This is a genomic window from Arthrobacter sp. MDB1-55 (assembly GCF_059092925.1).
In genome coordinates, this window is sequence record NZ_JBNHID010000002.1 from 247990 (window position 1) to 266461 (window position 18472).

The 18472-nt window shown below is 64.1% G+C and carries 20 protein-coding genes; 6 read left to right on the forward strand and 14 right to left on the reverse strand.

The annotated features are described in order from the left end of the window. Positions 1–8: 8 nt before the first annotated feature. The 3 genes from AC5RU3_RS08320 to AC5RU3_RS08330 form a co-directional block, all read right to left on the reverse strand. Positions 9–1160, reverse strand: a complete 1152-nt coding sequence (locus AC5RU3_RS08320; protein ID WP_493965273.1) for a mannitol-1-phosphate 5-dehydrogenase — start codon at positions 1158–1160, stop codon at positions 9–11. Next, entirely contained in the window at positions 1160–3247 is a 2088-nt protein-coding gene (locus tag AC5RU3_RS08325) for a PTS mannitol transporter subunit IICBA (protein ID WP_493965274.1), read from the reverse strand. Before AC5RU3_RS08325 ends, AC5RU3_RS08320 begins: the two co-directional genes overlap by 1 nt. A 115-nt stretch (positions 3248–3362) precedes the next feature. Continuing rightward, on the reverse strand, positions 3363–4088 hold the full coding sequence (locus AC5RU3_RS08330) for a TetR/AcrR family transcriptional regulator (RefSeq protein ID WP_309124003.1): 726 nt from the start codon (positions 4086–4088) through the stop codon (positions 3363–3365). A gap of 111 nt (positions 4089–4199) precedes the next feature. Between AC5RU3_RS08330 and ptsP the strand changes: the two genes are divergently transcribed. Together ptsP and AC5RU3_RS08340 are read left to right on the forward strand one after the other, a co-directional pair. Next, entirely contained in the window at positions 4200–5885 is a 1686-nt protein-coding gene (gene ptsP / locus AC5RU3_RS08335) for a phosphoenolpyruvate--protein phosphotransferase (RefSeq protein WP_493965275.1), read from the forward strand. 70 nt (positions 5886–5955) lie between these two features. Continuing rightward, on the forward strand, positions 5956–6174 hold the full coding sequence (locus AC5RU3_RS08340) for a hypothetical protein (protein ID WP_309070707.1): 219 nt from the start codon (positions 5956–5958) through the stop codon (positions 6172–6174). Here AC5RU3_RS08340 and AC5RU3_RS08345 read toward each other — a convergent pair. After that, positions 6140–7009, reverse strand: a complete 870-nt coding sequence (locus AC5RU3_RS08345) for an ACT domain-containing protein (protein ID WP_493965276.1) — start codon at positions 7007–7009, stop codon at positions 6140–6142. The genes AC5RU3_RS08340 and AC5RU3_RS08345 overlap by 35 nt on opposite strands. A gap of 107 nt (positions 7010–7116) precedes the next feature. Here AC5RU3_RS08345 and AC5RU3_RS08350 point away from each other — a divergent pair, with 107 nt between their 5' ends. Further along, positions 7117–7770: a hypothetical protein gene (locus tag AC5RU3_RS08350; RefSeq protein ID WP_493965277.1), complete on the forward strand. Its 654-nt coding sequence runs from the start codon at positions 7117–7119 to the stop codon at positions 7768–7770. Between the two features lie 88 nt (positions 7771–7858). On the opposite strand, the gene AC5RU3_RS08355 is transcribed toward AC5RU3_RS08350, so the two are convergent. From AC5RU3_RS08355 to AC5RU3_RS08370, 4 genes are all read right to left on the reverse strand, one after another. Then, positions 7859–8281, reverse strand: coding sequence for a DUF3151 domain-containing protein (locus AC5RU3_RS08355; protein WP_309070704.1), 423 nt, complete (start codon positions 8279–8281; stop codon positions 7859–7861). Then, positions 8281–9300 (reverse strand): class II fructose-bisphosphate aldolase, encoded by a 1020-nt coding sequence (gene fbaA / locus AC5RU3_RS08360; RefSeq protein ID WP_309070703.1) that lies wholly within the window; start codon positions 9298–9300, stop codon positions 8281–8283. The genes AC5RU3_RS08355 and fbaA overlap by 1 nt, the downstream gene beginning before the upstream one ends. Positions 9301–9398: 98 nt before the next feature. Continuing rightward, entirely contained in the window at positions 9399–9998 is a 600-nt protein-coding gene (gene sigK / locus AC5RU3_RS08365; RefSeq protein ID WP_309070702.1) for an ECF RNA polymerase sigma factor SigK, read from the reverse strand. Further along, the gene (locus AC5RU3_RS08370) at positions 9995–10318 is read right to left on the reverse strand and encodes a hypothetical protein (RefSeq protein WP_309070701.1); all 324 of its coding nucleotides are present in this window, start codon (positions 10316–10318) and stop codon (positions 9995–9997) included. Before AC5RU3_RS08370 ends, sigK begins: the two co-directional genes overlap by 4 nt. Before the next feature lie 185 nt (positions 10319–10503). Between AC5RU3_RS08370 and AC5RU3_RS08375 the strand changes: the two genes are divergently transcribed. Continuing rightward, positions 10504–11013 carry a MarR family winged helix-turn-helix transcriptional regulator gene (locus tag AC5RU3_RS08375; protein ID WP_309070700.1) on the forward strand — a complete coding sequence of 170 codons (510 nt, stop codon included), beginning with the start codon at positions 10504–10506 and terminating at the stop codon, positions 11011–11013. Here AC5RU3_RS08375 and AC5RU3_RS08380 read toward each other — a convergent pair. Continuing rightward, a complete protein-coding gene (locus AC5RU3_RS08380; RefSeq protein WP_309070699.1) occupies positions 11010–11657 on the reverse strand; it encodes a TrmH family RNA methyltransferase in 648 nt (215 codons plus the stop codon). The genes AC5RU3_RS08375 and AC5RU3_RS08380 overlap by 4 nt on opposite strands. A gap of 67 nt (positions 11658–11724) precedes the next feature. On the opposite strand from AC5RU3_RS08380, the gene AC5RU3_RS08385 reads away from it, so the two are divergent. Both AC5RU3_RS08385 and AC5RU3_RS08390 read left to right on the forward strand, forming a co-directional pair. Continuing rightward, positions 11725–12516, forward strand: a complete 792-nt coding sequence (locus AC5RU3_RS08385; protein ID WP_309070698.1) for an HAD-IIA family hydrolase — start codon at positions 11725–11727, stop codon at positions 12514–12516. After that, positions 12516–13238 carry a tyrosine-protein phosphatase gene (locus AC5RU3_RS08390; protein WP_458116209.1) on the forward strand — a complete coding sequence of 241 codons (723 nt, stop codon included), beginning with the start codon at positions 12516–12518 and terminating at the stop codon, positions 13236–13238. Before AC5RU3_RS08385 ends, AC5RU3_RS08390 begins: the two co-directional genes overlap by 1 nt. Here AC5RU3_RS08390 and AC5RU3_RS08395 read toward each other — a convergent pair. From AC5RU3_RS08395 to AC5RU3_RS08415, 5 genes are all read right to left on the reverse strand, one after another. Further along, positions 13235–13879 (reverse strand): UdgX family uracil-DNA binding protein, encoded by a 645-nt coding sequence (locus AC5RU3_RS08395; RefSeq protein WP_493965278.1) that lies wholly within the window; start codon positions 13877–13879, stop codon positions 13235–13237. The two genes, AC5RU3_RS08390 and AC5RU3_RS08395, sit on opposite strands and share 4 nt — an antisense overlap. 75 nt (positions 13880–13954) lie before the next feature. Continuing rightward, on the reverse strand, positions 13955–14950 hold the full coding sequence (locus tag AC5RU3_RS08400) for a thioesterase domain-containing protein (protein ID WP_493965279.1): 996 nt from the start codon (positions 14948–14950) through the stop codon (positions 13955–13957). Next, entirely contained in the window at positions 14950–15513 is a 564-nt protein-coding gene (pyrE, locus tag AC5RU3_RS08405) for an orotate phosphoribosyltransferase (RefSeq protein ID WP_309070694.1), read from the reverse strand. The genes AC5RU3_RS08400 and pyrE overlap by 1 nt, the downstream gene beginning before the upstream one ends. A gap of 158 nt (positions 15514–15671) precedes the next feature. After that, positions 15672–16628, reverse strand: coding sequence for a sugar phosphate isomerase/epimerase family protein (locus AC5RU3_RS08410; RefSeq protein WP_493965280.1), 957 nt, complete (start codon positions 16626–16628; stop codon positions 15672–15674). Positions 16629–17078: 450 nt separating this feature from the next. Then, complete coding sequence (locus AC5RU3_RS08415) at positions 17079–18287, reverse strand: ROK family transcriptional regulator (RefSeq protein WP_309072161.1); 1209 nt, start codon at positions 18285–18287, stop codon at positions 17079–17081. Positions 18288–18472: the final 185 nt, after the last annotated feature.

Below are 18472 nucleotides of genomic sequence, written 5' to 3' on the forward strand. Positions count from 1 at the left end.
GGCAGAACCTAGACCAACGCTGTCTGACGTTCTTCCACGAGCTTGCGCACGTCCGAGAACAGCGGATGCTCGGACGTAAGACCGGTGATCCGCTCGGTTGCTTCCGTTGCCTCCGACGACTTCAGCATCTGCTGCAACTCGACCGCTTCAGCGTCCGCGGGATCGTCGAAACGCAGTGCGGAAGAGATCGCTCTCAGCAGCGCCTCCGGGGTGGTGCCCCGTTCGGCGAGCTCCGCAGCCGGACCGATGAACCTTTCGTGGCGACTGAGTTTGCGCAGCGGCGCCCTGCCCACCCGGTTCACCGTGTCCGGCAGGTGCGGATTGGTGAAGCGGCCCAGAATCTTCTGGACGTAGGCTTCCTGCTCACCCGCGTCGAAACCGTGTTTGGCAACCAGCAGCTGCTTGGTCTCATCGAGTACAGCGCGAACGTCGGCGGCAAGCTGCGGATCAGCCATGGCATCGGAGATCTTTTCCAACCCAGCCTGATAGCCGAAGTAGGCCGTCGTCGCGTGGCCGGTGTTGACCGTGAACAGTTTTCGCTCAATGTATGGGCCGAGCTTGTCAACGAACAGTGCACCCGGAATCACCGGCGCACTGTCGCCGAACGGAGTCCGGTCGATGACCCATTCGTAGAACGTTTCCACCGTGACATCGAGGCCCTGCCCCGGCTCCTGGTTCGGGACGATCCGGTCCACCGCCGTGTTGGCGAAGACCGCGCGGTCAGCGAGCTGGCCGGTGCCGGAGTCCCACGAGCCCTCGATCGCCTCGCGCAGGATATCCGTTGCATTGATTGCGTTTTCACACGCCATCACCTGCAGCGGAGCGGAGGCTGCGGCCCGGGCGGCCAACCCTCTGGCGATCACCGGAGCAACGAACTTCAGGATGTGCGGCCCCACCGCCGTGGTGACGATGTCAGCGGCGCTGATCTCCTCAATCAGTCGGCTCTCCTCGGTGTTTGAGTTCACCGCCCTGAAGTTGTCGACCGAGTGCACTGCGGGCTGGTCCCCCACCTCGTGGACACGGTAGCTGTCCGCGCCGGCCAGGTCATTGATCAGCGCGTCCGCCACATCTGCGAACACCACCTCATAGCCCGCCTGGTGGAGGAGCAGCCCGACAAAGCCGCGCCCGATATTGCCTGCTCCGAAGTGGACTGCCTTCACTATGCGTTGACCTTCCTGAAGATTTCGAGGATCTCCTCTGCCGAAGTTGCGGCCTCCAACTGCGCCACCTGCGCCTTGTCTGTGAATACCTTCGCGATGGAGGACAGGATGTGCAGGTGCTCGTTGTTCACGCCTGCGACGCCGACCACGAACTTGACCTCCTTGCCGTTCCAGCTCAGGCTCTCAGGGTAACGAACCACGGAAACTGCCGACTTGCGGATGTGGTCCTTTGCCGCGTTGGTGCCGTGCGGGATAGCCAGGAAGCTTCCCATGTACGTCGAGACGGATTCCTCGCGCTCATGCATCGCGCGGATGTAGTCCTCATCCACAGCACCGCGGGCCAGCAGCAGCTGCCCCGCCTCATCGATGGCCGCGTCACGGGAGGTAGCGGAACCGCTGAGCACAACGCTCTCTGCCACCAGGATGTCCGACGGCGACTCCTCGCTCTGCGCCGAAGCTCCGGCGGCATGCCGGGCAGACGTAGCGGCGGCATCCTCATCGGCGACGGCGCCGGCCGGATGGGCTTCGGACGCGTGCGCTCCACCGAAGGAACCGGCATCCGCATCAGGGCCGGCTGACGCAGCGGCGCCAGTTGCAGCCTTGTCGCTGCGGCTCTCCTTGACCAACTCCACGATTTCTTCGTACCGGGGGCTGTTCATGAAGTTGTCCACCGAGACATGGACGGCGCTCGACGTCGCGGGCTTGGCCCGGTCGGTCAGGTCCTGGTGTGTGACCACGACGTCGTAATCGTCACGAAGGTTGGCGATCGATGCGTTGGTGACCTTCACGTCCGGGTAACCGGCAGCCTTGATCTTGTTCCGGAGTACCGAGGCGCCCATGGCGCTCGAGCCCATGCCGGCGTCGCAGGCGAAAACAATGTTCTGGATCGGTCCGGCCAGCACCGCGACGTTGCCGGCGCCGGTCAGGGACGAGGCAACCGAGCTCTTCTTGCCCTTCATCGATTCCATCCGGGAGGTGGCGGCGGCGAGGTCGTCGTCGTCGCCCTCCTTGCGCTCTGCGGTCTTCAGGATGACAGAGGCCACCAGGAAGGACACTGCCGCTGCGAGGACGACCGAGAGGACCACTCCGAAGTAGCTGTCGCGGGCGGTCTGTGCCAGGACAGCGATGATGGACCCCGGAGCAGCCGGGGCCACCAGGCCGGAGTTGGTGACGGCGAGCGTGGCGATTCCGGTCATGCCGCCGGCAATGGCGGCAAGGATCAGCAGCGGACGCATCAGGACGTACGGGAAGTAGATTTCGTGGATGCCGCCGAGGAAGTGGATGATCGCCGCACCGGGAGCCGAGGCTTTGGCAGCACCACGGCCGAAGAACATGTAGGCCAGGAGGATGCCGAGGCCCGGGCCGGGATTGGCCTCGAGCAGGAAGAGGATCGACTTGCCCTCTTCCAGCGACTGCTGGACGCCCAACGGGGTGAGCACGCCGTGGTTGATGGCGTTGTTCAGGAACAGCACCTTCGCGGGTTCAATGAAGATGCTGGTGAGCGGCAGAAGGCCGTTGTTGACCAGGAACTGAACAACGTTTCCGGCGGCCGTGCTGAACGCCTCGACCAGGGGCGAGATCGCATAGAAGCCGAGCAGGGCGAGCAGCGCTCCCCAGATACCGGCCGAAAAGTTGTTGACCAGCATCTCGAAGCCGGGCTTGATCTTGCCGTCCCAGATCTTGTCGATTTTCTTCATGGTCCAGCCGCCGAGCGGGCCCATGATCATGGCGCCGATGAACATCGGGATGCCGGCACCCACGATGACGCCCATGGTGCCGATGGCGCCGACGACGCCGCCACGGACGTCGTAAACCATTCGGCCGCCGGTGTAGGCAATCAGGAGCGGCAACAGGTAGGTGATCATGGGACCGACGAGGCCGGTGTTCGGATCACCTTCCGCGTTGGTGCCGAAGCCGCCGAGCTCGGGTACCGGTAGCCAGCCCTTCTCGATGAAGAGCGCGGTGATGATGCCCCACGCAATGAACGCACCGATATTGGGCATGATCATGCCGGACAGGAACGTCCCGAATTTCTGGACGCCAACCCTCATACCGCCGCGGGGCTTTGCAACTGTTTCTGTTGCCATGTGATTTCCTAACCGTGATTCCTGCGCCTGCGCAGGATGGTCCGATAGATGTGGAACTAGCGCTTCGCGGCTCCCCCGAACTCCGCTCGTTCGTCCGGTGACCCGCTGTGGTTGCTTAAGTGGGACTGGTGGAGATCCGGTGGAGCCACTCAAGGAAGAGCTTGAGTTCGGAACTGGACAATTGATCGGAGTGCGAAGCCTGCAACGCGGCATTCAACGCGATCGCGGCCACCACAACCGACGATCTTCCGGAATCCCCGCCCCCATTCTGCTCTGCCTGGTCTGAGGACACCGCGTAGATCATGGCGTCCCTGGTCATTGTGGAGAGGTCGAGGTTCCGGTCAACAACAGGCTCTGCGATCAGCATGAGTGTTACTCCCACGTTTGCGGCCAGGATGCTCCTGGCCGCCTCCCGCGGTTGAACGCTCAACTGGCCGGCAGCAGCAGCCTTGTTCAGCATCTCCTCCATGAGCGCCTCAGCATCCGCGACGATCGCAGGGCGGCTTTCCGGACGGATATTGCCGAACATCACCAGGTAGAGCTCCGGCTGGTTGAGCCCGAACTGCACGTGGTTATCCCACATCCGCCGGATGTCCTCCAGCGGCTGACCGGACGGGGCGAAGTCCCGCTCGCCCGCAACGTACTCTTCGAACCCTGCCGAAACCACCGCATCGAACAGCCCCTCCTTGTCACCGAAATGGTGATAAAGGGTGGGCGCACTGACTCCCGCCAGCTGAGTTATCTGGCGGGTTGACACGGGAGCTCCGGCGGAATTAGCCAGCAGTTCTGCGGCTGCCCGGAGCAGTCTCATCTTCGCCGGTGGCTGGCCTTCGAAACTCATGGCCGCTAGCCTAGCACCTATAGCAACGCTATATGAACTGCGTCACAGGCTGATTTCGTTAGAGTAAATTCTTGCGGGGCGACACATATCGGTAGGAAACGAGGACCTTCAGTGCAGAACTTTCAAGGAGTAGGCGTCAGCCCGGGCCGAGTGATCGGACCGGTTCGCCAGATGCCCAAACCCGTCAGCGAGCCTCCCTCGGGTGAGCAGTTGAGCTCCGGTACAACGGCCGAGGAGGCGACGGCGGAACTCAAACAAGCCGCGTCCGCGGTCCATGATGAGCTCAAGGCACGCGCTGAGCGCGCCTCCGGGGACGGAAAGGCCGTCCTTGAGGCGACGGCGCTGATGGCCAAGGACACCATGCTGCTGAAGGGCGCTGCAAAGCTGATCGCCAAGGGGACCTCCAATCAGCGGGCGGTCTGGGAATCCGCTGCCTCCGTGGCCGAGATGCTGCACAACCTCGGCGGGTACATGGCCGAGCGCGCTACCGACGTGCTCGACGTCCGGTCCCGCATCGTCGCGCAGCTGCGCGGGCAGGCGGCTCCCGGCATACCCGCCTCTTCGACGCCGTTCGTGCTTGTTGCCGAGGACCTTGCCCCTGCTGATACAGCGACGCTCGATCCGGGACTCGTCCTTGCCCTCGTGACCTCCGGCGGCGGACCCCAATCCCACACCGCCATCATCGCCCGCTCCCTCGGCCTTCCCGCCGTGGTGGCGGCGCGCGGGGTGGACGACCTGCCGGACGGCGCCGAGGTCTACGTTGATGGCGCGGCGGGCGCCGTCGTCGTCGAACCCGGCGAGACCGAACGGGCCGCTGCAGTCGCGTGGACAGAAACGGCGTCGCTGCTGGCAGACTTCGACGGCCAGGGCACGACGGCGGACGGCCACCTGGTCCCGCTCCTTGCCAATGTGGGCGGGGCCAAGGACGCAGTTGCGGCCGCAGGGCTCGGCGCCGAGGGCATTGGGCTGTTCCGTACGGAATTCTGCTTCCTGGAGCGGGACAGCGAACCCAGCGTGGACGAGCAGGCGGACGCTTACCTGGGCGTCTTCGCAGCGTTCCCGGGCAAGAAGGTGGTCCTTCGCACGCTGGACGCCGGCGCTGACAAGCCGCTCCCCTTCCTGACCGACGCAACCGAGCCCAATCCCGCCCTCGGCGTCCGCGGTTACCGGACCGACCTCACGTCTCCTGGAGTACTCAAGCGGCAGCTTGAAGCGATTGCGCGTGCCGAACAGCAGTCGGAGGCCGATGTCTGGGTCATGGCGCCGATGATCTCCACGGCTGACGAAGCTGCGGATTTCAGCTCCATGTGCGCTGAAGCCGGGTTGAAGACACCGGGTGTCATGGTTGAGGTACCGTCCGCGGCGCTCACGGCGGATACCATCCTGAGCGAGGTGTCCTTTGCGAGCCTCGGAACCAACGACCTCACCCAGTACGCCATGGCAGCGGACCGCCAACTCGGCCCGCTTGCCGCGCTCAACACTCCGTGGCAGCCGGCCGTGCTGCGGCTGGTGCGACTTTCGGTGGAAGGTGCCGCCGCGGAAGGCAACTCAAAGCCGGTGGGCGTCTGCGGTGAGGCAGCTGCTGATCCGGCTCTCGCCGTCGTTCTGGTGGGTCTGGGAGTCAGCACACTGTCGATGACGGCGCGTTCACTGGCCGCAGTCGCAGCGGTGCTCAAGACCGTGACCCTGGATCAGGCGCAGGAGCTCGCGCAGCTGGCGCTGGCCGCGCGAACCGCGGATGAGGCCCGGAGCCGGGTGCGCGAAAAGCTGCCGGTGCTTGAGGAACTGGGGCTTTGAGCTTGACGCGCCCTGCCCGCCGGGCATGGAATCGGGTATCGAGTACGCCAGCACCTATGTGAGGAGACCCATGAGCGAGAGCACCTCGGACGAACCCCAGAAGGTTCAGGAAGACCTTCCCGGGAAGCCGTCGGTCGAACCGGATGTCCAGTCAGATCCCGCGAACGATGCCAGTAACCAGGGCGACTGGACCGGCGAGGGCGGCGCCACGCCGTCGGGCGCTGCAACCGACCCGGCCGACGACGACAGGCCTGTCAACGAGGAAGACGAGCAGCGCGGGGAGGGCTAGGGCACTTCGGCGCCTGCACTTGCCTCTTCCGGTCGACGATCTCCGCCAGCTCGGCCAGCCGGTGGGCCCGGGCCGATTCGGCAGGCGTGAACGGGTTCCCCTCGCGTTGAATGACGAGGGGGCCCGTCCACGCGGTCGGCACCTTCAGGACATCCGGCCCGGACGGTAGAGCGCCTTGCTGGTGCGGAACGATGTTTCCCCCCAGCATTTCGGCCAGGGATTCGGGGAGCGCATCGGGATCCCTGGCGATACACGTGGCAAGGCTGAGAGCCCGTGTCTGCCCGTCAACCAGGGCGAGAGGCGTGGTGGGCCATACTCCCACCACCGCGTTCCCGGGTGCGGAGAGGGCATCGACGATGTCGCGTTCTGCGAGCCCGCCGGGGGCGGAAAGCACCAGTTCATCGAGGCTGCCGGTGGACACCGTGTGCACGTGAATAGCAAGGATATTCACATTCAACCCGGCCAGCCGGTGCGTGATTTTCTCCAACGCACCGGGCCTGTCCGCAAGGATCACCCGTGCCCTCCACAGTGCCGGCGCCTCGACAAGTCTGTTGCGATGACGGAGGGCCGACGCGTGAAGCCACGAACGGAGAAGGTGCATCACTGACGGCTCTGCAACCCAGATGACAAGGGCTGTTGCAGTAACAGCGAGCACAACTACTTTGAGGAAATAGGAGAGCTCGGTACCGATGACGAGCGCGTGCACCACCAGTTCGATCGGGAGCATCACCGCCACGTTCGCCAGAGTCAACCGTCCTCTCCCTGGATGGGGGAAGGCACCGCAGGAGTCACATCGAAGGTCAGCTGCGGCCGAGATATGCGTTCTGCGCCTCATGGAACGACTATGGTCGACCCCGGTTGCCGGTACGTTACGGCCGGGTCAACTATTGTCACTTCGCCGGCCCGGTGGCGCGCGTCAGCCCACCGTACATAATGGAAACCATGAGCGCCGACACTGAACAGTTCGTAGGACATATCGCCAGCCTCGGCACCACCTCGGGGGTCCGCATAGTCATCGGTATGTGGGAAACATCCCGCTTCGGAGCCTTCACCGATGTCATGGTCGAAAGCCTGGAGGGAACGCGGACTCTCCTCGCGCCGTCGGCAGCGGTGGCCGACTATGTGTCCGGCGCATATTCATTCGATATTGTCCGGACTGTCCCACTCACGGTGAGCATGGACGAAGAACGGTTGTCCCTCGATGCCGGTCCGCTCACTGTGCGCGCGGAGCTGGGCGAATCAACTGGACTGGGCAGGCTGCTCGGTCTCATTCCGCCGGCAATCGGCACCCATCCCCGCTGGCTTTCGGCCATCAATCCCGCCGCGAAAATCCTCATGCCGGGCGTCCGTACCGCCGGAACGATCAAGGACGGCAGAAGGCAGTACTACGGAGTCACGGGAGCGCGATCCATTACAGCCGCGACGGCTTCCTGGGCGGGCGAATCGCTCGGCTCGCTGTCGAACGTCCGGCCGCGGGTCCGCTTCGGCTTCAGCTCTGCCCCGAAGAAACCACAGCTCGTGAACGTTACGACGACGCTGCTTCCGGCCGCGGAAACCGAATCGTCCTCCCAGCAAGCTACTGCGGACACCGTCTGACCCGGCCCGCAGCATCCAGGTGAAACGGGTGAGGCCGCCCTCCCGATGGGAGGGCGGCCTCACGTCTGCGGACCCCTGGCCCGACGAATCAGGATCCCGAGAGCTTCTCGCTAGCCTCAGGATCGGATTCCCGCAGGAACTTGGCGATGCGTTCCGCCTCGTCGATCTCGCCGATTGATGCCGCCGCACGGCCGAGTGCGTTCAGCGCCCGCAGGAAGCCACGGTTCGGTTCATGGGAGTAGGGCACCGGTCCGGCGCCGCGCCACCCGTTGCGCCGGAGCGCGTCGAGCCCGCGGTGGTAGCCGGTGCGCGCGTAGGCGTAGGACTCGATGGTCCGGCCTTCGCGGTACGCCTCGTCGGCGAGGATGGCCCACACCAACGACGACGTCGGGTGCTTGGCTGCCAGGTCGACAGCCTCCTCCCCTGCTTCCAACCGCGAAACGACATCCGGCTCCTCTGGGAGCAGCGTGGGCTCCGGACCGAGCAGGTTCTTGCGGAATTCGTCGGACATTAGAGCTTCTTACCGGCTGATCCGAGTGACTGGGCAGCCTCGACAACGCGGGCAGCCAGGCCGGCCTCGGCAGAAGCACCCCACACGCGGGGATCGTAGGTCTTCTTGTTTCCGACCTCGCCGTCGACCTTCAGCACACCGTCATAGTTCTTGAACATGTGATCTGCAACCGGGCGGGTGAACGCGTACTGGGTGTCAGTGTCGATGTTCATTTTGATCACTCCGTAGGAGACCGCGTCGGCAATTTCCTGGTCCGAGGAGCCGGAGCCGCCGTGGAACACGAGATCAAACGGCTTGTCCTTGCCGATCTTGGCGCCCACCTGCGCCTGGATGTCCTTGAGGATCTCAGGGCGCAGTTTCACGCCGCCGGGCTTGTAGACGCCGTGCACGTTGCCGAAGGTCAGCGCGGTGATGTAGCGGCCGTTCTCACCTGCACCGAGGGCATCAACGGTGGCGAGGGCATCTTCCACCGTGGTGTAGAGCTTGTCATTGATGGCGTTCTCGACGCCGTCTTCCTCGCCGCCGACGGTGCCGATCTCAACTTCGAGGATGATCTTGGCAGCAGCAGCGCGGGGCAGGATTTCCTGGGCGATCCGCAGGTTCTCTTCGAGGGTCTCAGCGGAACCGTCCCACATGTGGGACTGGAACAGCGGGTCCTCACCACGCTTGACGGCCTCCTCGGATGCGGCCAACAGCGGCAACACAAACCCGTCGAGCTTGTCCTTGGGGCAGTGGTCCGTGTGGAGGGCGATGTTCACGTCATAGCTCTTGGCAACCTCGCGCGCGAAGGCGGCGAATCCGAGGGAACCGGCCACCATGTCCTTCACCGAGGCGCCGGACCAGTACGCTGCACCACCGGTGGAGACCTGCACGATGCCGTCAGAACCGGCCTCAGCGAAGCCGCGGATGGCTGCGTTGAGCGTCTGCGAGGACGTCACGTTGACCGCGGGGTAGGCAAAGCCGCCTGCCTTCGCGCGATCGATCATTTCAGCGTAAATGTCCGGTGTGGCGATGGGCATGACAACTCCTCGTGTGGGTTCTGGACGACCGAAGGCTCGTGTGGCAGGACGCCGCACTCCCGTCCCATCCTAACGACGGCTCTAATCGCGCGGAAACCTTATGACATCAGGGGTGATTCCAGTTCGAGGACGCTCCTCAACCGTCCAAGCCCGTCACGGATGCGGCCCTTGACCGTGCCCAGCGGGGCCTCCAGGACCTCCGCCACCTGCGCGTAGGTGAGACCCCTGTAGTAGGCCATCTCGATGGCCTGCCGCTGCTTGTCGCTTAACGCGGCGAATGCTGCCCGAACCGCCATGGTCTCAGCCCGCGCAAGAACCGTTTCCATCACCTCGTCGAACGGTGTCTGGACTTCCGATGCGGACCAGCGGGCAAGCCTGTTCCGGGAAGCCTGCTCCGACCGGATCCGGTCCACCGCCCGACGGTGCGCGAGGGTCATGATCCATGCCATCGGCGAGCCGAGTTCCGGCGTAAAGTCCGCGGCTCGGTCCCAAATCTGCAGGAATACCTCTTGCGTCACTTCCTCGGAAATTGTCGAATCCACGACGATTCTGCGCACCAGGCCGAAAACGCGTGCGCTGGTATGGCGATAGAGCGTGGCGAAGGATTGCTCGTCACCGTTTCCTGCCCGCATGAGCAGACCTGCGAGGTCCGGTTCCGCAGCTGGAGCGACGGGGGCGGAATCCTCAAGGACACTCATCGGGAGACCAGCGACTGCACCTCATCAGGGCCTAGATCAATAGCGGAAGCGATGTCAGCCGGCGATGCTCCCCGCTGTATTGCGTCCTCCACGGCTATGCGAAGGTCGAAGGTCGCGATGTCGAGTTCCCACCGCAGCCGTTCCACCTGGGACAGTGCTGCAACCAGTCTGGTCTCATCTATGCGCGGTTCCGCAACTGCTCGCAGCTTCCCTGCTGCGCTCAGCACGGGAGCGTCCTGCTGAAAGCCGCAGGAGCAACGCCAGGTCGTGTATCCCGCAATAGGTCCGAAGGGGTTGCGTGCCGGCGGTGTCTCGAACATGCTTTCACCGCAATGGAAAGGGGTGTCATGATTCGTGCTGATCGGGTGGGCGGCGATCGTCATTGCGGGTTCTTCCGTTCCTGATGACTAGACAAACTAGTAATTCAAACGATGTTTCACTAGGTAACCTATCTACAAGGCGACCGTCCTGCAAGGGCGACTAGTAAAAATGCTAGAATCGCATCATGAGCACCAGTCCGCAGGCCCTTCCCACTCCCCCGGGCTACTGGTATGGGCAGACAGCAGAAGGAATGAACGTGCTCAACGCCCTTCGGGACTATCGGGCCGCAGAGACTGCAATGCGCCGTCGCACCCGCTCATCAATGGGCATGAACGAAACCGATCTACAGGCGCTGCGCTATCTCTTTGAGGCGCAAAAGGACGGACACGAGGTCAGTCCCAAGGAGCTGGCGGCCAAGCTCGGCATCTCCTCGGCGTCGACGACAACCCTGGTCGACCGCCTCGCCCGGACCGGGCACGTCCGTCGAAAGCCCCACCCACGGGACCGCCGGGCACTGGTGCTGGAGGCGACCACGGAATCCGACTGCGAAGTGCGCCAGACCATGGGCGACATGCACAGAAGGATGATGGAAGTGGCCACGACCCTTTCCCCCGAAGATGCCGCCGTCGTCGTCGATTTCCTCAGGCGCATGCGCGAGGCCCTCGACACGATCGATGCCGGACACCGGGGCTAGCTCCCAGGGACCACCGACTGTCCGAACACATGACGGCGTACCCAGCCGTGCATGGCGATAGCTGCGGCAGCGGACGCATTGATTGACCGCGTGGAGCCGAACTGTGCGATGGACAGTGTGGCATCTGCGGCGGCATGCACTTCGGGCGTGAGCCCCGGCCCCTCCTGACCGAAGACGAGGACACAGTTACGGGGCAACTCGTACGTCTCCAGCGGAACCGAGTCGGGGAAGTTGTCGATACCGATCACCCTGAGGCCGGCCGACTCGGCCCACTCGACGAATTCCTCGACTGTGGGATGGTGGCGGACGTGCTGGTAGCGGTCGGTGACCATCGCGCCGCGCCGGTTCCACCGGCGTCGTCCGATGATGTGGACCTCACGGGCGAGGAAGGCGTTGGCCGTCCGGACAACAGAGCCGATATTGAGGTCGTGCTGCCAGTTCTCGATGGCGACATGGAATTCGTGCCTCTTGGAATCGAGGTCGGCCACAATTGCGTCGTGCCGCCAGTACCGGTACTCGTCAACGACGTTGCGGGCATCCCCGTGGGCCAGCAGTTCCGGGTCCCACTGGGGACCCGACGGCCAGACACCTTCCCAGGGCCCAACGCCCACCGGTGCCGACGGGTTATCCACGGTTTCTTTCACCCCTCAAGACTAAGGTGAAAGACTGACCCGAGATTTATGCCCTGTCCTGCCGTCACGGAAGAAGCGAATGCGCGAAAACGAACACATTGAGTGCTGGCTGACTGACATGGATGGTGTCCTTGTTCATGAAAACCAGGCCATCCCCGGAGCCGCCGAGCTGATCGACCGCTGGGTAGCGACCTCCCGCAGGTTCCTGGTCCTCACAAACAACTCCATCTACACCCCGCGTGACCTCGCCGCCCGGCTGAAGGCCTCCGGGCTTGAGGTTCCGGAGGAAAACCTATGGACCTCGGCCCTAGCCACTGCGCAGTTCCTGCGGGACCAACTGCGGTCTTCTCCTAACGCGGGCCGCGCCTACGTCATCGGCGAGGCCGGACTGACGACGGCGTTACACGAGGCGGGCTTTGTCCTCACCGACCAGAATCCGGACTACGTGGTGCTCGGCGAGACGCGCACGTACTCGTTCGAAGCGATCACCAAGGCCATCCGCCTCATTATCGACGGGGCACGGTTCATCGCCACGAACCCGGACACAACCGGCCCGTCGAAGGAGGGACCGCTGCCCGCCACCGGCGCAATAGCGGCTCTCATTACAGCGGCAACCAACCGCGAGCCCTACATCGTTGGCAAGCCGAACCCCATGATGTTCCGTTCGGCCATGAACCAGATCGACGCGCATTCGGAAACCACGGCGATGGTCGGCGACCGCATGGACACCGACATCATCGCGGGAATGGAGGCTGGGCTGCATACCGTTCTGGTGCTGACGGGAATCACCCAACGGGCCGATATCGATGCCTATCCGTTCCGCCCGGCCCAGATTGTGGACTCCGTACAGGACCTCATCGAGCAGATCTGATGACCGGCATCCTCAACCTGCGGGACATCGCCGAGCTCACGGCGGCCAGTCCCCACGCGCCGGTGCAGGGCAGGGTGTTCCGTTCCAGCCAGCCCTTCGGATGGGACGCCGAGGCCACGATGGACTTCCTACACCGCCAGGGCATTGAGACCATCGTTGACCTGCGCAGTGAACGCGAGGCCGGCCGGGTCCCCTGGCAGGTTGCACATGACGCCGGCATCGATGTGGTGGCCGCGCCCCTTGACCCCTCCGAGGCGGACCCCACCGCCACCCTGCGCCTGAAGACGCCGGAGGACCTTGGTAACTACTACCTCAGCTGGCTGACCGCGCGGCCGGGCGCGGTACTCGCTGCGCTGCGGCCCATCATTGATGGCCGCACCACACTGGTGCACTGCGCGGCAGGCAAGGACCGCACCGGGGTGGTCACCGCCGTCGTACTTCTGGTTGCAGGGGTGGAGGACGAGCTGATCATCGAGGACTACGCCCACACCACTGGAGCGCTTCCGCAGATTCTGCCCGCGCTCGCAGAATTGTGGGCGGGTCAGCTGCCCGCGCATGACGTCCCGAAGGACCTGCCGGTCATCCTTACCGCGCCGGCGGAAGCGATGGCGACCTTCCTGAGAGGGCTGCGCCGCGACCACGGTTCCGTGGACGACTACCTGCTCGGCGCGGGAATGAGTGCTTCTGACCTGCGGTCGCTGAGGAAATCCCTGCGGAGCTAGGACCGTACTGCGTCCCGCGCCGTCACGAGGTCGTCGACGAGCTGGGCGAATGCGGGCGCGCGGTCCTTGGAGCTACGCAGTCGAAGCAGCGCGGAGGGATGCGTGGTGAGCAGAACCTGCGCCGGTGCCAGCTTCTCCGGCCCCGGCAGGAGCGTGCCGCGTTCGGCGCCCACCCGCACGGGCCTGCCCAGCACGGCCCGCCCGGCGGTAGCACCCAGACAGACGACGACGGCTGGACGGACCATCTTCAGTTCAGCTTCCAGCCACGGCATGCAGGCGGTGATGTGGCCGACGTCGGGCGTCTTGTGGATGCGGGCCTTGCCGCGGCGTTCGAAACGGAAGTGCTTGACGGCGTTAGTGAGGTAGACCGATGTCGTCTCGATCGATGCGGCGGTGAGCGCTTCCGCAAGCAATCGGCCTGCCGGACCGACGAAGGGGCGTCCGCGCTGGTCCTCCTGGTCTCCCGGCTGCTCCCCCACCAGCATCAGTCCGGAGCTGCTCGGACCAGCCGAAAAAACAACCTGCGTGGCGTCCCGGTAGAGCTCACATCCCCGGCAGTGGGCGGCAGCGCTTGCAAGGTCGGCTATGTCGGCCTTGTCCGGCACCCACTGCTGAGCGCCGGGACGTTCCTCATCGACCACGTCAGCCTCCTCGGCAAAGTGAACCTGAGGGAACTATAGGCAGGTGACAGTTCAGAATGCACGGGGCCTGTTCGGTCAGCGGACGCTCTTCGTCCTGCCGCCCCGTGGAAGTGGAAGGAAGTCCTGCTGTACGTCGCGCACCACGGCCTGGTAGATCAGCGGGTTCCACTGCGGGCTTGCATGCGCCGGCAGCGCCCCTTCCGTCACGGAGTCAGCGGAGACCATATTGTCGGGGAAGGCCGCAGCCCAGCCTGGTCTCGCCGTCGCGTAATTGACCGTGCCGTCATTGGGGTTGCCGATGAACGCCATTTCCGTGTCACCGAGACTGAACCGCGTGACGTTGAAGTGGAAGATGTACGACGCCTGGGACTGGATCAGCACGCTCGATGGAGCCAGCGGCGAGACCTGCTCTAAAGTCTGGTCGAGGATCTGTGACCAGGAGCGCTCGTTCTTGTGCACGATGCGCTCAGCGAGCTCGTAGCCGCCCCGAAGTACTGTCGGAACCCGGTACCCGGCCTCATAGAGGTAGACAACGCCGTCGAACATTGCCTTGTCGATGACGTCGAACCGGTCGTGGGGGCTGGAATCGAGCATGATGAAACGTACGTTGACGCCGACCTCACGCAGCCGGGACGCAACTTCAACCGCCACCATTCCCCCGAAGCTGTGGCCGTAGAAGTACAGCGTCTCGATTTGCTGCGTACGGACGTACCGTCGCAAGGCGCTCACGATGGTGGACACGTCGAGACCGCGGTTGGAGTAGCCCATCACGGCAAGCCGCGCCCTCCGGCTCAATACGGGGCGCAGGGAGTTCATGATCCAGACCCCCTCCTCCCAGCTGGTCTTGTAACCGGGAAAGAGGATCCAGCGGGCGTTGGGGAAAGCGGAGTCGGCGTACTCGTCCGCCACCGGAAGTATGGTGAACTCCTCGCGGGCTTCCTGGATCTGCCGTGTGACGAAGAGGTCAGTGGCCAGCGCCAGTCCAAGCGCGGAACCGGTGAGGAACCGCCGGCGCGACATGCCCTTCAGGCCATGCGCGTATTCCAGTAGCCGCTCTGGATCGTTCGCCATTACTCCAGACCGAGTTCGTCCTTGCTGTACGCGAAGAGGTAGGGAACGCCCGCCTCGGCCTCGATCCGTTCCTTGGAACCGGTGTCGCGATCCACGATCACCGCTACGGCGACGACGTTTCCTCCGGCCTTCCGGACGCCCTCCACCGCCGTTAGGGCGGACCCGCCGGTTGTTGAGGTGTCTTCCAGAACGACGACGTCACGGCCGGCTACATCCGGACCCTCCACCTGGCGGCCCATGCCGTAGGTCTTTTGGGCCTTGCGGACAACGAAGGCGTCGATGGCGCGTGCGTCGCGTGCTGCGGCGTGCATGAGGGCAGTCCCGACCGGGTCAGCGCCCATCGTCAGGCCGCCGGCGCTCTGGAAGGTGATGCCGGCGTCGTCGAGCATTTTCAGCATGACCTCGCCGACCAGGCCTGAAGCCTCGTGGTGCAGCGTGACTCTGCGTAGGTCGATGTAGTAGTCGGCTTCCTTGCCGCTGGAAAGGGTTACTCTTCCCCTTACCACCGCCAATTCCAGGATGAGATCGCGGAGTCGGTCACGGGCGGAGGGGATATCGGTCATGAGCAACAGTTTAGTAGGGGCGAAGCGGTGACCCGATTCGCAAAGCACGCGCCCGCCGCGTCGGTCCCACGCAGGCCGACGACGGCGAAAGCCGGGTGGGCGCCTTCCGATGGAAGGTGCCAACCCGGCTTCCGCTTCGGTAGTGCGGGGAACGGTCCTTAGAAGCGGAGCGTCCGCAGGTAGTTGTAGCCGACCTCGGCCGTCTGCAGCGGCGTGACGTCCGGCTGGTCGTTCTCGACGATGAATTCCTTCGGCGTGTGCGCACGGAAGATGCGCGCAAAGTCGATGATTCCAGTTCCAAGATCAGCAAAGTTGCGATCGCCGACAAGGTTTTCCTTGTCCTTCACGTGGTACTGGAGGACCTTCTGGGGAGCCTGCTGGATGGTGTCGATGGCGAACTGGATGGGGTCTGCTGCGCCCACTCCGACGCCGCCGGTCACTGCCCAGTAGAGATCTACCTCGAGGTGAACCAGCTTCGGGTCGAGGCGGGTGGTGAAGATGTCCCACGGCGTGACGCCGCCGCCGAGATCGGTGGTGAACTCGTGCGCATGGTTGTGGTAGCCGTACTTAAGGCCTGCCTCGCGGGCAACGGCAGCCTCGGCGTTCATCTGGTCGGCCCAGCGGCGCCAGTCGTCTGCCGAGTTGGAAACAAGGAACGGCACATTAATGTGGGTCTGGCCCAACGTCACAGCATCGGCGATCTTGGTCTCCAGCGCCGCGGGAGTGGCGCTGATTCCGTCGTGGCTCGAGGAGGGTGTGATTCCCAGGGAATCCAGAGTCGACCGCATCGCTTCGGCAGTGCGTCCGTACAGCCCAGCCAGCTCGACCTTGGTGTAACCGAAGTCAGCGAGGGTCGCGAGCGTAGCATCGACCCCTTCACCCCGCATGATCGAACGCAGCGTGTACAGCTGGATGCTGATGAGTCCCGGAGGAACCGGGCGGCCTGCACCCTTCGCCGCGGGAGCTGCGATGGCAGCCGTCCCGCCGAGCCCGGCGAGACCGACACCCACACCCACACCCGCCGCCATTGCTCCCCTCAGGAAGCTGCGCCGGTCGACGCCCTTCTCTTCCAGTGAACGACGAAGGGCGCCTGGGGCATTGAATCCGAAGCACATATTGTTTGCCTTTCTGGCAGGAAATGACGCACGCCACCGGCTTTGGTGGAAGCGCGTCTGCTGCTGCATTGCAGCGGGTTGGTAACTTGGGGGACTCACGGCAGACGCCGTTGATGGCCGGACGACGGCGTCGCCCACGATTGGTTGCTTGACGCGCAGCGTCTTCGCCGCGCGCTCGGCACTCCACCGTTGCCGTCAACATGCGCAGACGCGATGGTGGCAGGAAGTCACGGCGCCGACGTTTGTGCACGCCGGAACGGTCATGAATTCCCTGATTTCACGTGTTGCTCCCACGTGAAATCCAAGCTGAAAGTAATAGCTCTCGTGCTTGGCCGGATACCGGTGCGCGTACTCAGGGGCAGCGTCGCCGTCGTCCGGGCTGTGTGATCTGAGACTAATTTGGGGTTTTGTTGTCTGTCAAGCAAAAGTCGCCGACAGCTGTAGAACCTTCTAGCCCGCCATGGATCCGGACAGGCCCATCACCATTGCGTCAATGCGCTGCGGCGACATGGCGTGGTGAATGGCGAGCATGCTGGCGCCGAGGACGCCCGCGTCGAGTCCGGAACTGGACTGGACGATCTGCAGGTGCTGCGTGGCAAGCGGGATCGTGCGCGAGTAGACGACCTCACGGATCCCCGCGATGAAGTGTTCGCCCGTGAGGGCCATCGAGCCACCGATGACGATTACCGAGGGGTTGATCAGGCTCACGCAGGCGGAGAGCACCTCGCCCACATCCCTACCGGCCTGACGCACAGCATGCACAGCTTCCGTGGTGCCCGATCCGACAAGCCGGACCACATCTTCACTCGAGTTCGCCTCCAGGCCCAGTGCACGCAGCTTTGTGGCGACCGCCGGCCCTGACGCCACCGCTTCCAGGCAGTCCTTGTTCCCGCAGTGGCAGGGAACGCCGCCGCCGTTATGGACCCGGATGTGGCCAATATCGCCGGCGACGCCGTCGGCGCCTCTCTGCAGCATGCCGCTCGAGACGATGCCCGAACCGATGCCGGTCGCAACTTTCACGAAGATGAGGTTGTCCACATTGGGCCAGGCGACGTTGCGCTCACCCAAAGCCATGATGTTCACATCGTTGTCGACGAGAACGGGCACGTGGAAGTGCGCCTGCAGGTAACCCGGGACATCGAATCCGTTCCACCCGGGCATGATCGGGGGATTGATCGGCCTGCCGGTCCTGTGCTCAACCGGCCCTGGAACTCCGATGCCGATGGCCAGGAGGTCCGTCATCGCCCGCCCAGAATCTTCCAGCAGTTCGGTTGCCAACTCGACGACGGCGTGCAGCACGACGTCGGGCCCCTGCGTCACCTCGATCGTGCGGGTAGCCTCTCGCAGGCGATGGCCGGTCAGGTCCGTGACCGCAACGCGAAGGTGTGATGCTCCAATGTCAACGCCAAGCACGATCTTGCTGCCCGCTTTGAGGGCGATACGGGATGAGGGGCGGCCACCGGTGGACACAGCATCGTCGACGAAACCGACGAGCCCAAGCTCCATGAGCGCCTCTATGCGCAGCGTAATGGTCGAGCGCGCCAGCCCCATCTGCTCCGCGAGCTCTGTGCGGGTGCGGGGACGACCGTCGCGCAGGATCTGGAAGAGCTCGCTCGCTCCAGAAGAACCGAGGCCGTTGAAGCTACTTATGTCACTCATCGACCAATTACAGCACACCTTTCGACGAAACGGGGCTGCCCTGGTGGTCACCGCCGGCGCCCCGGCTTCGGGATCACGGGCGGGCAGAAATACCAGCCGAGAGACAGGCGTTTAGCGCTTTTGTCGAGATCAAATACTGAAGGACCAGCGCTTCTGGCCTGATCGATCTAACACCTGCATACGGT